This is a genomic window from Amycolatopsis iheyensis (assembly GCF_024703995.1).
Taxonomy (GTDB): domain Bacteria; phylum Actinomycetota; class Actinomycetes; order Mycobacteriales; family Pseudonocardiaceae; genus Amycolatopsis; species Amycolatopsis iheyensis.
The window spans coordinates 69,397-83,363 of the sequence record NZ_JAMXQV010000023.1 but is presented as its reverse complement, the minus strand read 5'-3'; the positions used below and the strand labels follow the sequence as shown (position 1 = coordinate 83,363).

Here is a 13,967-nt window from a genome sequence, read left to right as displayed (position 1 = left end):
TACTTTCGAGTAGTTATGCCGCTTTTGCGACAATTCACCTCCGCGGAAAGGTGGGGCGTCTTGAAGCACACGACTTTCCGGGCAGCGGTCGTCACCGCGGTCCTCTCCCTTGCGTTCGGCCTGGTCGGTGTGCCCGCCCAAGCCGCGGTGAAACCCTTCTGGACGCCCGAGGCCATGCGGGCGGCCGTTCCGATGGACCACCTCGTCAAGGCGCCCGCCTTCACGCCGCAAGATGTGGCGAAAGGACAGCGCGCGATCATCCAGAGCATCCCCAACGGCGGGGGTGTGTGGACCGGCGGCGGCCAGGTCACCCACACCGCCGGGCGGGTCTTCTTCGTCTTCAACGGCCAGAACGCCTCCTGCTCGGGTGACGCCGTCACCAGCACCAACGGCAGCGTCGTCGTCACCGCCGGGCACTGCGTCAAGTACCAGGGCACCTGGCACACCCAGTGGACGTTCGTCCCCGGGTACGACAACGGCAACGCCCCCTACAGCCAGTGGGCCGCCAAGACCACCCTCACCACGCCGCAGTGGGAAGCCAGTGAGGACATGAACTACGACGTCGGCATGGCCGTCGTGAACCCGCTCAATGGGCAGCGGCTCACCGACGTCGTCGGTGCGCAGGGCATCGCCTTCAACCAGCCCAAAAACCAGAGCATGTACACCTTCGGCTACCCGGCCGAGGCGCCCTACGACGGCACCAAGCTGGACTACTGCAGCGGCACCACCTTCACCGACTTCCTGCTGACCAAGGACCACGGCATGCGGTGCAACATGACCGGCGGCTCGAGCGGCGGCCCGTGGTTCCTGTCGTTCAACGAAGGGACCGGCGCCGGCGTCCAGGCGTCGGTGAACAGTTTCGGGTACGTCTTCCTGCCCGGCTACATGTTCGGGCCGTACTTCGGCGCCGACGCGCAGAATCTCTACAACCGCGCGCAATCCTCTTGACCGTCGTCAGCCCAGGGGTGGACTCGCGGGGCCGGCCCCTGGGCTGACGTCCGCGACCGCTTGCCGGGCCAAGCTCAGAACATGCGAAAAGCGTTGGTACTCCTGGCTTTCCTGCCCTTGCTCGCGACGCCGCCGGCCGAAGCCTCGCCGAGTCTGAAGTGGACGGCGCCGTGCCCGGACTACGGGCTGTCGCCGTCGCCCACCGCCGGCCTCGAATGCGCGAAACTGCGCGTGCCGCTCGACTACGCGCACCCCGGCCGCACGATCGAGCTGACCATCTCGCGCCACGCCGGCGTGCCCGGCAAGCGGCGTGGCGTGCTGCTGATGAACCCCGGCGGCCCGGGCAGTCCCGGGCTCGCCATGCCCGCCCAGCTCGTGCAGCGGATGGGCGGCTCCGGCCTGCCGGACGCCTACGACGTCATCGGCTTCGATCCGCGCGGCACCGGCTACAGCACGCCGGTCACCTGCGACCTGACCGCCGAGCAACGCGGTGCGGTGCTCGGCCCGTACGCGAACGGACCGCGTGACGTCGTCGCCACCGCGGCGAAAGCGCGGGTCGTCGCCGGGAAGTGCGGTGCCGCCGCGACCGCGGACCTGCTGCCGCACATGACCACCGCGAACACCGCGCGCGACCTCGACCGGATCCGGGAAGCGCTGGAGGAGCGGAAGATCTCCTACTACGGCGTCTCCTACGGCAGCTACCTCGGCGCCGCGTACGCGTCGATGTTCCCCGGCCGCGGCGACCGGATCGTGCTCGACAGCGTCCTCGGCCCGCGGGGTCTCGACGTCGTCGCGAACCAGCGGTTCGCCGAAGGCTTCGACGACCGGTTCCCCGACTTCGCCGCGTGGGCGGCCGCCCGCGACGACGACTACCACCTGGGGCGGACCCCAGCCGCGGTGACGGCGAAGTTCGCCGAACTGGCCGCCGTCCGCGGGCCGGAGTTCCGCGCGAACACCTGGAACGGCCTCTACGACGACGCGTCGTTCCCGGCGATCGCCGCGGACTGGGTGGGCACTTCGCGGGCCGCGGCGGGGCCGCTCGACAACGACTCGCACGCCGCGTTGCAGCTGCAGGTGATCTGCAACGACAACGACTGGCCCGAACGCCTCGGTTTCTACCAGCACGCGGTCGAACGCGAACGGGCGCGGCACCCGATGTTCGGCCCGGCCGCGGCGAACGTGAACCCGTGCGCGTTCTGGCCGGTCGAACGCGCGGAGCCGCCGGTGCGCCTCGGCGGCCCCGGCCCGGCGAACGTCCTGCTGGTGCAGAACCTGCGCGACCCGGCGACGCCGTTGTCGGGCGCGCGCGAGACGCGGGCGGCGTTCGGGGCCCGCGCGCGTCTGGTCACCGTCGACGCCGGCGGGCACGGTGTCTTCACTCGGAAAAACGCGTGCGGGAACCAAGCTGTGCTGGGCTATCTGCGTGACGGGGTCTTCCCCGCGGCCGACAGTTCCTGCCAATCTGCTCGATAGGGGGAATTCGCGCCGGTCGCGACGGTGATTCATTTCCCCCTGCGGTACACAAAAAGGGGAGAAATCATGAAAAGAATACTGGTTCCGGTGGTGACCGCACTCGCCGCTTTCGGCCTGCTCGCCGCACCCGCGGCCGCGCAGCCCGCGCCGTCTTCCACGGTCTGCATCCCGGAAAGCGTCCGGCTGACCGGGGTGGACGGGACGTCGATCTGCCTCGCGGTGCCGACGCCGTCGATCGACCCGCCGTTCCGGGCCGTCCGGGAAGGCAACGGCAGCCAGGACGACTGGTGCCTGTTCACCGGCCCGAAGTACAGCGGCCTGGTGCTGCGGTTGCCGGCGTTCTCGGCCGCGAACGTGTTCGCGACTTTCGCCTCCGGGCGGCCGTGCTGAAAAGGTCCGCGGCCCGAAGGTGCTGACTCCGGCGACGGGGACGAAGGCCGCCAGGTGACCCCGGCCCGCCCGGGGTCACCGGCGAGCCGGTAACCGGGATGAGAAGTCCCCAGCTCAGCGTGGGAAAAAGGCGGTCGTGAGGGTCTACACCCCGCGCGCCGGGGGCTCGGTGGCCCACCGGCAGCACCGCTGTCCGGCGGGAACCTTATCCTGGTGGTCGTGAACTGGACCGTGGACGTCCCCGTCGACACCCTGCCCGAACTGCCGCCGCTCCCGCCCGAACTGCGGGCCCGGCTCGACAAGGCACTGGCCCTCCCGGCCGCGCAGCAGCCGGAGTGGCCCGACCCCGACGCCACCCGCCGGGTCCGGGGCGTGCTGGAGAGCGTGCCGCCGATCACCGTCCCGCCGGAGATCGACCGGCTGAAGGACCGCCTGGCCATGGTCGCCCGCGGCGAGGCCTTCCTGCTGCAGGGCGGCGACTGCGCGGAGACGTTCGAGTCCAACACCGAGCCGCACATCCGCGCCAACCTGCGCACGCTGCTGCAGATGGCGGTCGTGCTGACCTACGGCGCGAGCCTCCCGGTGGTCAAGGTCGGCCGCATCGCCGGCCAGTACGCGAAGCCGCGCTCGGCCGCGACCGACGCGCTGGGCCTGCCGGTGTACCGCGGCGACATCATCAACTCCCTGGTCGCCAAGCCCGAGCTGCGCGTGCCCGACCCGGGCCGGATGATCCGCGCGTACGCGAACGCGGGCGCCGCGATGAACCTCGTCCGCGCCCTCACCGGCGCGGGCATGGCCGACCTGCACCAGGTGCACGACTGGAACAAGGACTTCGTGTCGGCCTCGCCGGCGGCGCAGCGGTTCGAGGCGCTGGCCAACGAGATCGACCGCGGCCTGCGGTTCATGAACGCGTGCGGCGTCACCGACACGTCGCTGCAGTCGACCGAGATCTTCGCCAGCCACGAGGCGCTGCTGCTCGACTACGAGCGGTCGATGCTGCGCCTGGACAACGCCGACGCGGCGAACCCGAAGCTGTACAACCTGTCGTCGCACTTCCTCTGGGTCGGCGAGCGGACCCGCCAGCTAGACGGCGCGCACATCGCGTTCGCCGAGCTGCTGGCCAACCCGATCGGGTTGAAGATCGGCCCGACGACCACGCCGGAGCAGGCGGTGGAGTACGTCGAGCGGCTCGACCCGCGCTTCGAGCCGGGCCGCCTGACGCTGATCGCCCGGATGGGCAACGGCAACGTCCGCGAGGTGCTGCCCGGCATCGTCGAGCGGGTCGAGGCGTCCGGGCACAAGGTCATCTGGCAGTGCGACCCGATGCACGGCAACACGCACGAGTCGTCGACCGGCTACAAGACCCGCCACTTCGACCGCATCGTCGACGAGGTCCAGGGCTTCTTCGAGGTGCACAACAAGCTGGGCACCTACCCGGGCGGCATCCACGTGGAGCTGACGGGCGAGGACGTCACCGAGTGCCTGGGCGGCGCCCAGGAGATCTCGGACGTCGACCTCTCGGGCCGCTACGAGACCGCGTGCGACCCGCGGCTGAACACGCAGCAGTCGCTGGAGCTGGCGTTCCTGGTCGCGGAGATGTTGCGAGGTTAGGCCCCGGCGCCACCGTCGACCGGCACGATCGCGCCGGTCACCATGGACGCGCGGTCGCTGAGCAGCCAGGCGGCCGCTTCGGCGACCTCGCGGGGCTCGGCCATGCGCCCGAGCGGGATCGACGCGGTGATCTGCCCGACGACCCCCGGGCTGGCCGCTTCCCACGCGTCGATCATGTCCGTGGCGGTGCCGCCGGGTGTGATGCCGTTGACGCGGACGCCGTGCGGCGCCCAGGTCACGGCCGCGGTCTCGGTGAGGCTGTTCAGCGCCCGCTTCATGGCGCCGTAGGCGGGCAGAGCGGGGTTTGCGCGGCGGCTGCCGATGCTTGAGGTGTTCACGATCGCCCCGCCACCGCCGCGGCGCATGAGCGCGGCTTCGGCGGTCATCGCGGTCCAGTGCGCGCGGAAGTTCACCGCGAACTGCTGGTCGATGTCTTCCTCGCTGGTGGTCTCCAGCGGACCGGGCCGCTGGCCGGCCGCGCCGTTGTTGAACGCCCCGTCGAGGCGGCCGTGCCGCTGCTCGACGTGGTCGACGGCGGCCCGGATGCTCGCGGGATCGGCCAGGTCCAGCGCGACGGCGTCGGCGTCGCCGCCCGCGTCGCGGATCTCGCCGGCGATGCGCTCGAGGCGTTCGACGCCGCGTGAGGCCAGCACGACGGCGGCGCCTTCCCTGGCGAAGAGGCGGGCCGCGGCGGCGCCGATGCCGCGGCTGGCGCCGGTGATGAGCACGACCTTGCCGGTGAGCAGGCCGATCGAGGGGGAGTCGCTGGTGTTCGTCATGGTGGAGACGCTGCCCCGGTCCGGCGCCGGTAGGCAGGCACAAGCCGTACCAGGATCCGGTGGCGGCGCGTCCGCATACTGGACGGGTGGACAAGCAAGAGCTCGGGGCGTTCCTCCGCAGCCGTCGTGAGCGGCTGCGGCCGCAGGACGTCGGCCTGCCCGCCGGGCCCCGCCGGCGAACGCCGGGGCTGCGCCGCGAGGAGGTCGCGGTGCTCGCGCACATCTCCACCGAGTACTACGTCCGCCTCGAGCAGGGCCGGGCGCCGCGTCCGTCGGGTGAGGTCCTGGCCGGGATCGCCGAGGCGTTGCGGCTGACCGACGCCGAGTCCGCGCACCTGCACGTCGTCGCGGGCACCGCACCGATCCGCGGCGGCCGGCACCCCCGCGACGTCCGCCCCAGCATCCTGGCGCTGCTGCAGCGGCTGCCGCAGACCGCCGCCTTCGTCATCTCCGCGACGTTCGAGGTGCTGGCCTGGAACGACCTCGCCGCCGCGCTCATGGAGGACTTCGCCACCGTCGCGCCCGAGCGGCGCAACCTCGCGCGCAAGGCGTTCCTCGGGCCGGCCGAGCCGCCGTACGGGATCTCCGACGCCGCCGAGTTCCGGCTCACCGTCGTCATGGAGCTGCGCGCCACCCTGGCCCGCTACCCGGCGGACCCGGACGTGCGCGGGCTGGTCGAACAGCTGCGGGCGGGCAGCGCCGACTTCGCCCGGCTGTGGGAGCGCCACGACGTGCAGGCGACGCCGGTGCTCACGAAGACGTTCCGGCACCCGACGGTGGGCGAGGTGACCGTCGACTGCGATTCCCTCGCCGTGCCCGACTGCGACCAGCACCTGGTGCTCTACACGGCGCCGCCCGGTTCGCGCGGGGCCGAAGCGCTGGCGTTCCTGGAGGTGGTGGGCTCGGCGGGCGTCAGGTCCTGAGCGCCCCAATGTGGCCTTCGGTGCTCCACCGATGCCCCCACCGCCACCCTCAACGGAGGCGCTCCGCGCCGCAGTGCTTATTCAACGCACCGAAGGCCACATTGGGTGCGTCTGACGCAACCAAGGCCACATTGGGGCGCTGGGGGCCGGGGCTAGCTGGCGTCGAGCAGGCGGGACGCGGACTTCAGGACCGCGTCCCGCAGCGAGCCGACGTCGGTCACCGCCTCGCCGTTGACCTGGAGTCCGATGTGGACCGCGTCGCGGTAGGTCGCCACCGCGATGCCCACCGCGTGGCGCGGGGCCAGCGGCACGAACGGGTACACCTCCGCCAGCCGCGCGTCGTCCAGCGACAGCCGTGCCGGGGGGATCGGGACCGTCGTGATCACCAGGTCGAACAGCATCGGCGCGGCCTGGCCCGCCGTGCGCGTGCCCAGCCTGTGCAGCAGCGCCGGGACGCGGTCGGCCAGCAGCGGCAGCGCGCCCGCGCCGCGGCTCGGGCCGGCCGCCTTGTTGCGCGTCATCGCCCGGCGGACCACCCGCAGCCGCTCGACCGGGTCGTCCTCGCCGACCGGCAGGTCGCACAGGTACCCCGACAGCTTGTTGCCGCCGAGCTGGGCGCCCGCCCGGCCGCGCACGCTCACCGGGATCAGCGCGCGCAGCGTGCGGCCGTCGGCGCGGTGGCCGCGGTTCACCAGCCATTCGCGCAGTGCGCCGGAAAGCACCGCGAGCACGACGTCGTTGGTCGTGCCGCCGTGGGCCTGGCGCACCCGGCGCAGGTCCGGCAGCGGCAGCCGCACGAATCCGAGCCGACGCTGCGCCGACGGCGGCGCCGACACCGGTGACAACGGCGGCCGCGCGGCCCGCACGAGTGACGAAGCGATGCCGGCCGTCTCGTTCGCCTGGCCCCACACGGTGCCCAGCGCGTCCTTCACCGTGTCCAAAGTGGAACGCGGTGCCGGGATCGGCCGGGCCGGCGCGGCGATCCGCTCCGGCAGCTTGACGCCGTCGAGCAGGCCGGCCGCGACCGCGTACGCCCCGGCGCCGTCGGTGAGCGCGTGGTGGAGTTTCAGCAGCAGCGCGAACTTCCCGTCCGGCAGGCCGGTGGCCAGGGTGAGCTGCCACAGCGGCCGCGTGGTGTCCAGCGGCTCGGCGATCCACCGCGACGCGTACGCCGCGAGCGGCTCCGGCTCGTAGAGCGAGCTCAGCACGACGTGGTGGATGTGGTCCGCCGCGACGAACCCCGGGTCGTCGGCCCAGCGCGCCGCGCCCGGCGGGAACAGCTCCGCGCGCGCCCGCTGGCGCAGCTTCGGCAGCCGGGCGGCCCGCTCGGCGAGGATCGCGGTCAGCGCGGCGGGATCCACTCGCCGGCGCGGCGAGAACGTCACCACCGCGCCCATGTGCATCGGGGAGTTTTCGCTTTCCAGGCAAAGGAAAGCGACGTCGAGTGCGCTGAGCGGCGAGCCTGCCATGAGCGACCTTTCCGGGTTCGCGGGTGTGCACGGCCACGTGCGTCGGAAGGGGAGGAGACTCACAACACCAGCCCGACATGACAGCCGGGTGGTCGAAGTGTTTCCACGACGCTAACTACCCACCCCGTTCATCCATTCGAGATACCCCGGGCGCCGGTGCCCGGGGTCACAGACCAAGAATCCGGCTACTCCCCGGGGGCGGGCTCGGGCTCGTCCGCCCGAACCACCGCGGGCCCCCATTCCGGGGTGAGCGCGACCTGCTTGCCGACGCGGCGCACCGGCAGGCCGTTCACCTGCCGCTTGCCCAGCCCCGGCCAGATTTCCGCGGCGTCCTTCGCCGCGGCCCGGATCGCGCCGCCGTCGAGCGTCGTGCGCGACTCGGCGATCTCGCGGTCCGTCCACTGCACGACGAGCTTGAGCGGGCCGGCCGGGGGCAGCGGCCAGAGGAACACCTCGTGGTCGACCGCGAAGCGCGTGCCGCCGGTCGGCTGCGCGCGCAGCACCGGGCCCTCGGGCTCCGACGCCGAGGGCACCGAGATCGTCTCCGAGCTGGCCCGGCTGCCGTCGGCGTAGAGGACGCCGATCAGCAACCCGTTGTAGTCCGGCTTCCGCCGGTGGTCGATCAGTCCCTCGGCGGGGTCGTCGAGCAGGCTGTCGCGCCCGTACACGGTGATGCGCAGCGTCAGCGACTCGGGCCACACCTCGATGGCCCGCAGCGCGATCACCGTGCGTTCGGACCGGCCCAGCGGCTGCGCCCACGGCAGCACCGCCGGGACGATGTGCTCGCGCGGGGGATCGGTCCAGTGCCGTCCGTTGAACGCGTAGAGCTCCTGTTCCGGGACGGGGAACAGGGGACGCTCACGCGGACCGCCGTTGAAGAACGTCATCGGGCGGTCCGCGACAGGCTGTCCGGCACCATGCGCCCACGGTAGGACACCGGCCCGGGAATTTCCGCCCCCGATCGGGCGTACGGCCCTTGCTTCCCGTGATCCGGGACACAAGGGCCGTACGCAGAGTCACCTACTAGTCGCTCAGCTTGAGCTCGCCGTTCTGCCGGGCGTGCTCGTCGAGCTGCTTCTCGGTCGGCTTGCCCATGGCGTCCATGAGCTGCCGCGCCAGGCCGAGACCGGTTCCGCCGAGCGAAAGCGCCTTGGCGAACATGTCCGACATGCCGTCGGCGCCGTTGAGCACGACCATGTGGTCGACGTTGCCGAACGCGCTCGCGCCGGCCTCGACGATCTCCGGCCAGCGCTCGGCCAGCTGCTGCGCCACGACGGCTTCCTGGTTCTCGGCCAGCGCCGCGGCCCGCGCCTTGATCGCGTCGGCCTCGGCGAGACCCTTCGCCCGGGCCGACTCCGCCTCGGCGAGGCCCTTGGCCTGAGCCGCTTCGGCCTCGGCCAGACCACGTGCCTTCGCCGCGGCCGCCTCGGCCTCACCGGTGGCCCGGGTCGCGCTCGCCGACGCCTCGGCGCGCGCCTTCGTGGCCTGCGCCTCCGCCTCGGCCGCCGTCTTCACCCGGGTCGCGTCCGCCGCGGCCCGCAGCTCGGTCTCCTTCGCCTCGGCCTGGGCCTTGGCGATCGACGCGTCACGGGCGGCGTCGGCCGTCGTCCGCGTGTCGTACGCCTTCGCGTCGGCCGGCTTGCGGACCTGCGACTGCAGCCGCTGCTCCGCGAGCGCCGCCTCCAGCTCGGCCGCCCGCGTCTCCTGCACGACGACCTCCTGGCGCGCGGTCGCCTCGGCCAGCGGGCCGGACTGGGACGCCTTCGCCCGGGCCTCGTCGACCTCGGCCTGGTAGCCGGCCTGCTGGATCTGGCTCTCGCGGACCGCGGACGCCTTCTTCGCCGCGGACACCTGCTCGACCTCGGCCGCCTCCTGGTCACGCTGCGCTTCGGCGATGCGAGCCGACGCGGCGATCGCGGCGGCGTGCGGCTTCCCCAGGTTGTTGATGTAGCCCGACTCGTCGTCGATCTCCTGGATCTGCAGCGAGTCGACGATCAGCCCCAGCTTGATCATCTCCGTGGCCGAGGACTGGCGCACCTCGCCGGTGAGCGCGTCCCGGTTGTGGATCATCTCCTCGATGGTCAGCCCGCCCACGATCGAGCGGAGGTGCCCGGAGAACAGCTCGTGGATCGTGTCGTTCATGCCCTTCTGCTGGTCCAGGAACCGGCGGGCGGCGTTGGCGATCGAGGCGAAGTCGTCGCCGACCTTGTAGATGACGACCGCGCGCACGGTGACCGGCAGGCCCTGCTTGGTTACGCAGGAGACCTGCAGGTTCACGCCGCGGGTGTCGAGCGACAGCCGCCGCGCGGTCTGGAAGCCGGGCAGGACGTTCACACCGCGGCCGGTGATGATCTTGAAGCCCAGGCTGTCCGCGGTGTCCGCGCGGTCGACCCGGACGCCGAGCCCGGAGATGATCAGCGCTTCGTTCGGCTCCGCGACCTTGTACAGCAACCGCAGGATCCCGAAGATCACCAGCAGTACGACGATGAGTCCACCGGCGGAAAGCAGCACGATTTCCAAGAGGCTCATGGCACCGACCCCCTCGCTCTTTTCTGTTGTGGGTGCGTTGGTGCCTCTACGACGCCCTCAGCGGCTCAACGGTTGCCACCGTTCGACATAAACCGTCCGCGGGGGTTCGAAGTCCACGACGAGCACCTGCGTGCCGGAGCTGAAGGTCTCGTCCGGGTCGGCCGGGTAGGCGTAGAACGCCTCCGTGCCGCCCCGGACGTTCAGGAGCACCTCGCCGATGAGGCCGGGGCCGATCGTGCCGGTCACGCGGCCGCGGCTGCCGATCATCCCCCGAAGCCCTTCAGCTTGACCTTGCTGCCCTTCTGCACGAACGTGCCCGGCTGCGGGTCCTGGTTGAACACGAAGTCGAACCCGCCGCCGTTGCCGCGGCCCCGGCCGCCGTCGCGGTCGGCCTTCAGCCCGGCCTGCTCGAGGATCTTCTGGGCGTCGTCGAACGACCGGAACCGGACGTCCGGCACCTGCACGGCGTTGTTGACGAAGACGCCGATCCGCTTTTCCTTGGCCGTCGAGTTCGCCGGCGGGTCGGTGCGGGTGACGGCGCCGCCCGGGACGTCCTGCTTGAACTCCTCGCCGGCCTGGAACGGCTCGAACCCGGCCTGCTGCAGCAGCTGGAACGCCTCGTCCTTGCTCCGCCCGGTGACGTCCGGGACCGGTGGCAGCGGGATCGGGCCCTTCGACACGATGATCGTGACCTGGCCGCCGATGTTGAGCTGGCTGCCCGCCGACGGCTCGGTGCGGATCACCGCGCCCTGCGGGACTTCGGCGTCGTAGTCGTCGGTGCCGCGGGCCGGGGTCAGCTTCGCGGTCTTGATCGCCTGCTCGGCGTCGGGCAGCGCGGTGCCGGGCCGGATGTCCGGCACGACCGGGCGGCCCTTCGACAGCACGACCGACACGGTCGAGTTCGGCTGCAGCGGCGTGCCCTCCGCGGGCTCGGCGCGCAGCACGGTGTTCGACGGCACGGTGTTGTCGTACTCCTGGCTGAACTGCGGGTTGAGCTTCACCGCGCGCAGCGCGTCGCCGGCCGCGGCCTGGTTCAGCCCGACGAGGTGCGGCACGCTCGCGGTCTTGTCGCCGCCGGTGTCGGTGAGCATGAAGACGAACGCCGTGACCAGCCCGCCGAACAGCAGCACCGCGCCGGCGATGATGGCGAACTTCTTCCGGTTGTCCACCGGCTTCTTCTCCGGCTCGGGCTCGCTGCGGCGCCGCGGCGGCCGGACCGGTGGGATCTGCTGGGTGAGGCCCGGCGGCGGCGTGCCCGGGTGGCTCAGCGCCCGCGTCGCGTTCGGGCGGTGCACCGGCATCGTCTTCTCGGTGTCGGGCAGCACCTGCGGGATCCGCGGCAGCGTGCGTTCGGTGTCGGCGACGTCGCCCTGGCCGCGGGAGACCGGGATCGGCACGGTCACCGGCAGCAGGCCCAGCTGCGCGCGCACCGCGGTCAGCTCGGTCAGGAACTCCCCGGCGTCGGCGGGGCGCAGCGCGGGGTCGCGGCGGGTCGCGCGGGTGATCAGGTCGTCGAGCGCGGGCGGCAGGTCGGGCCGCAGCTCGCTCGGGCGCGGGACGTCGTCGTTCACGTGCCGGTAGGCCACCGAGATCGCGGTGTCGCCGGTGTAGGGCACCTGGCCGGTGAGCATTTCGTAGAGCAGGATCCCGGCCGAGTAGACGTCGCCGCGAGAGGACGCCGAGCCCGTCTCGACCTGCTCCGGCGACAGGTAGGCGACCGTGCCGAGGATGACGCTCGAGCTGGTCGTGCCCGCGCTCGCCACCGCCCGCACGAGGCCGAAGTCGGCGACCTTCACTGCGCCACCGGTCTGCCCGGAGCGGCCGATCAGCACGTTCTCCGGCTTGACGTCGCGGTGCACCAGCCCGGCCTGGTGCGCGGCGGCCAGCGCCGAGAGCACCGGCTCGGCCACGCTCAGCGCGAGGGCGATGTCGAGGGGGCCCTTCTCGTCGAGCAGGTCGCGCAGCGTGCCGCCGTCGACCAGCTCCATGACCAGGAAGGCGAGCCCGGACTCGGCGCCCGGGGGCAGGTCGAACCCCTGGTCGTGCACCGCCACGACGTGGGGGTGGTGCAGCTGCGCCGCGGACTGGGCCTCGCGCACGAACCGGTCGACGAACGACCGGTCGTCCGCGAAGCGCGGGTCCATGATCTTGATCGCGACCGGACGGTCCAGCCGGGTGTCCGTCCCCCGGTAGACGGAAGACATTCCGCCGTGGGCGAGCAGCCGGTCCACCCGGTAGCGCCGCTCGAGGAGCGTGCCGACCAGGCTGGGGTGGGTGCGTGTCACAGGTAGGGATCGTACGGAACCCGACACGGTTGGTGGACGACACCTCGCGGGTCACCCGTGCGCACTAGCGGGTGAGGGGACGAAATGTGGCACAGTGTCACCTGTGAGTGGGATTCCTGTCGCCGAAGACATCCTCGACACCGCCATCGCGGTCCTCCCGTTGACGGAGGTGGCGACCGTCCTCGGGACCTCGGCCAACAAGGTCCGGCAGATGCTGCGGGACGGCCAGCTGATCGCCCTCAAGCGTGGCGGCGAACTGTGCGTGCCCGGCGCGTTCTTCGTCAAGGACGGCGTGGTCAAGGGCCTGGCCGGGACGATCACGGTGCTCGCCGACTCCGGCTTCAGCCGGACCGAGATGCTCCGCTGGCTGTTCACGGCCGACGACACCCTGCCGGGCAGCACCCCGGTCAACGCCCTGCGCACGAGCCACGGGACCGAGGTCAAGCGGCGCGCGCAGGCGATGGCGTTCTGACCGGCTGAGCGCCCCGGCCACCAGCTGCACCCCGGCCGCGCAGAGCAGCGCGGCCGGGAGCGACCACGCGGCCAAGGGCCCGGCCAGCGCCGCGCCCGCCGCCAGGCCGGTGATCTTCACGCTCGCCGCGGTGGTGAACACCTGCGCCCGGACGTGCGCCGGCGCTTCGCGGTGGCGGATCGCGAACAACGCCGTGAGCTGCGGTCCTTCGGCGAACCCGGCCAGGATCGCGCCGCCGATCAGCGGGATCGGGCCCAAGGTCGCCAGGACGGCGCTCGCGGCCAGGAGCAGCGTGCTGAGCCGGACCGTCCGGTCGGGTGACCAGGGCAGCGGATGTTTCGCGAGGACGGCGTTGGCCAGCAGGGACGCGACGGCGAGGACGGTCAGCAGGAGCGCGCCGTCCCGTGGGCCGCGAAGGTGGGCGGCGCCGAGGAGCGGGTAACAGACGGTGACCATGCCGATGCCGACGAAAGAGATCGTCGACGTGAGGGTCGCGCTCCTCAGTGGTGCGTTCTTGACGAGGACCGCGAAGCCCTCTCTGAGCCGAGCCGCTTTGGCGGGCTTTGCCCTTTTCGGCAGCAGCCAGGCGACCGGGATCGCGGCGGCGATCAAAACGACGGCGACGACCAGCCCCGTCGGCCCACCGAGGAGACCCGCGAGCCCGGGCCCGGCGAGCGCGGCGACGGTGAAGGTCATGGCGTCGAAGCGGCTGGCTCGTTCGAGCGTTTGCCCGGCGACCGCCGGCAGCTGAGCGGTCCACCCGCCGGCGATGGCGGGGTTGAGCAGCCCGGTGACGGCGGCGATCGCGACGCCCAGCGGCAGGTTGCCGAAAACGGTGGCGACGACCGCGAGTCCGCCGGAGTACCCGGCGAGCGCCAGGGCCAGCAGCCGCCCGGGCGCCGGGCTGCGGTCGAGGAGGGCCCCGAAGACGGGCCCGCCGACGGCGGCCGCGGCGGTCAGCCCGGCGAGCAGCGCCGAGCCGGCGTTCGGGCTCAGGGTGAGGCCGAGCAGGAGGAGGGCGGGTCCGGACAGCTCGTCGCCGGTCCTCGCCAGCGTCGTGCCGACCAGGTAACGCCTTAGCATGTGCG

The 13,967-nt window shown here is 72.2% G+C and carries 12 protein-coding genes and 1 pseudogene; 6 read left to right on the top strand and 7 right to left on the bottom strand.

Translation table 11 applies throughout. From position 1 onward, the window contains the following. Positions 1 to 60 precede the first annotated feature (60 nt). The 4 genes from M8542_RS35555 to M8542_RS35540 all read left to right on the top strand — a co-directional run bounded on the left by M8542_RS35555 (position 61) and on the right by M8542_RS35540 (position 4,422). The gene (locus tag M8542_RS35555) at positions 61 to 948 is read left to right on the top strand and encodes a trypsin-like serine peptidase (RefSeq protein WP_257924710.1); all 888 of its coding nucleotides are present in this window, start codon (positions 61 to 63) and stop codon (positions 946 to 948) included. An 81-nt stretch (positions 949 to 1,029) separates the two neighbouring features. After that, positions 1,030 to 2,421: an alpha/beta hydrolase gene (locus M8542_RS35550; protein ID WP_257924709.1), complete on the top strand. Its 1,392-nt coding sequence runs from the start codon at positions 1,030 to 1,032 to the stop codon at positions 2,419 to 2,421. A gap of 66 nt (positions 2,422 to 2,487) precedes the next feature. After that, positions 2,488 to 2,811 carry a hypothetical protein gene (locus M8542_RS35545; RefSeq protein WP_257924708.1) on the top strand — a complete coding sequence of 108 codons (324 nt, stop codon included), beginning with the start codon at positions 2,488 to 2,490 and terminating at the stop codon, positions 2,809 to 2,811. A gap of 219 nt (positions 2,812 to 3,030) precedes the next feature. Continuing rightward, the gene (locus M8542_RS35540; protein ID WP_257924707.1) at positions 3,031 to 4,422 is read left to right on the top strand and encodes a class II 3-deoxy-7-phosphoheptulonate synthase; all 1,392 of its coding nucleotides are present in this window, start codon (positions 3,031 to 3,033) and stop codon (positions 4,420 to 4,422) included. Here M8542_RS35540 and M8542_RS35535 read toward each other — a convergent pair. Beyond that, a complete protein-coding gene (locus M8542_RS35535; RefSeq protein ID WP_257924706.1) occupies positions 4,419 to 5,201 on the bottom strand; it encodes an SDR family NAD(P)-dependent oxidoreductase in 783 nt (260 codons plus the stop codon). The genes M8542_RS35540 and M8542_RS35535 overlap by 4 nt on opposite strands. 86 nt (positions 5,202 to 5,287) lie before the next feature. Between M8542_RS35535 and M8542_RS35530 the strand changes: the two genes are divergently transcribed. Beyond that, positions 5,288 to 6,124 (top strand): helix-turn-helix transcriptional regulator, encoded by an 837-nt coding sequence (locus M8542_RS35530; RefSeq protein ID WP_257924705.1) that lies wholly within the window; start codon positions 5,288 to 5,290, stop codon positions 6,122 to 6,124. Positions 6,125 to 6,276: 152 nt separating this feature from the next. Here M8542_RS35530 and M8542_RS35525 read toward each other — a convergent pair whose 3' ends face one another. The 5 genes from M8542_RS35525 to pknB form a co-directional block, all read right to left on the bottom strand. Then, a complete protein-coding gene (locus M8542_RS35525; protein WP_257924704.1) occupies positions 6,277 to 7,593 on the bottom strand; it encodes a wax ester/triacylglycerol synthase family O-acyltransferase in 1,317 nt (438 codons plus the stop codon). Between the two features lie 185 nt (positions 7,594 to 7,778). Then, positions 7,779 to 8,480 (bottom strand): hypothetical protein, encoded by a 702-nt coding sequence (locus tag M8542_RS35520; protein WP_257924703.1) that lies wholly within the window; start codon positions 8,478 to 8,480, stop codon positions 7,779 to 7,781. Positions 8,481 to 8,616: 136 nt separating this feature from the next. After that, positions 8,617 to 10,122: an SPFH domain-containing protein gene (locus M8542_RS35515; RefSeq protein WP_257924702.1), complete on the bottom strand. Its 1,506-nt coding sequence runs from the start codon at positions 10,120 to 10,122 to the stop codon at positions 8,617 to 8,619. A gap of 57 nt (positions 10,123 to 10,179) precedes the next feature. Continuing rightward, the gene (locus M8542_RS35510) at positions 10,180 to 10,389 is read right to left on the bottom strand and encodes an NfeD C-terminal domain-containing protein (protein WP_020644793.1); all 210 of its coding nucleotides are present in this window, start codon (positions 10,387 to 10,389) and stop codon (positions 10,180 to 10,182) included. After that, positions 10,386 to 12,407 carry a Stk1 family PASTA domain-containing Ser/Thr kinase gene (gene pknB / locus M8542_RS35505; protein WP_257924701.1) on the bottom strand — a complete coding sequence of 674 codons (2,022 nt, stop codon included), beginning with the start codon at positions 12,405 to 12,407 and terminating at the stop codon, positions 10,386 to 10,388. Before pknB ends, M8542_RS35510 begins: the two co-directional genes overlap by 4 nt. A gap of 103 nt (positions 12,408 to 12,510) precedes the next feature. Between pknB and M8542_RS35500 the strand changes: the two genes are divergently transcribed. After that, positions 12,511 to 12,879, top strand: a complete 369-nt coding sequence (locus M8542_RS35500) for an Rv2175c family DNA-binding protein (protein ID WP_257924700.1) — start codon at positions 12,511 to 12,513, stop codon at positions 12,877 to 12,879. Between the two features lie 414 nt (positions 12,880 to 13,293). On the opposite strand, the pseudogene M8542_RS50685 reads toward M8542_RS35500, so the two are convergent. Beyond that, positions 13,294 to 13,962 (bottom strand): annotated as a pseudogene (locus M8542_RS50685) (MFS transporter); the annotation flags it as partial. Positions 13,963 to 13,967 lie beyond the last annotated feature (5 nt).

Coding starts and splice junctions, on each gene's coding strand:
- M8542_RS35520 (WP_257924703.1), bottom strand. CDS start 8,480: ATGACGTTCTTCAACGGCGGTCCGCGTGAGCGTCCCCTGTTCCCCGTC.
- M8542_RS35525 (WP_257924704.1), bottom strand. CDS start 7,593: ATGGCAGGCTCGCCGCTCAGCGCACTCGACGTCGCTTTCCTTTGCCTG.
- M8542_RS35535 (WP_257924706.1), bottom strand. CDS start 5,201: ATGACGAACACCAGCGACTCCCCCTCGATCGGCCTGCTCACCGGCAAG.
- M8542_RS35510 (WP_020644793.1), bottom strand. CDS start 10,389: ATGATCGGCAGCCGCGGCCGCGTGACCGGCACGATCGGCCCCGGCCTC.
- M8542_RS35545 (WP_257924708.1), top strand. CDS start 2,488: ATGAAAAGAATACTGGTTCCGGTGGTGACCGCACTCGCCGCTTTCGGC.
- M8542_RS35515 (WP_257924702.1), bottom strand. CDS start 10,122: ATGAGCCTCTTGGAAATCGTGCTGCTTTCCGCCGGTGGACTCATCGTC.
- M8542_RS35550 (WP_257924709.1), top strand. CDS start 1,030: ATGCGAAAAGCGTTGGTACTCCTGGCTTTCCTGCCCTTGCTCGCGACG.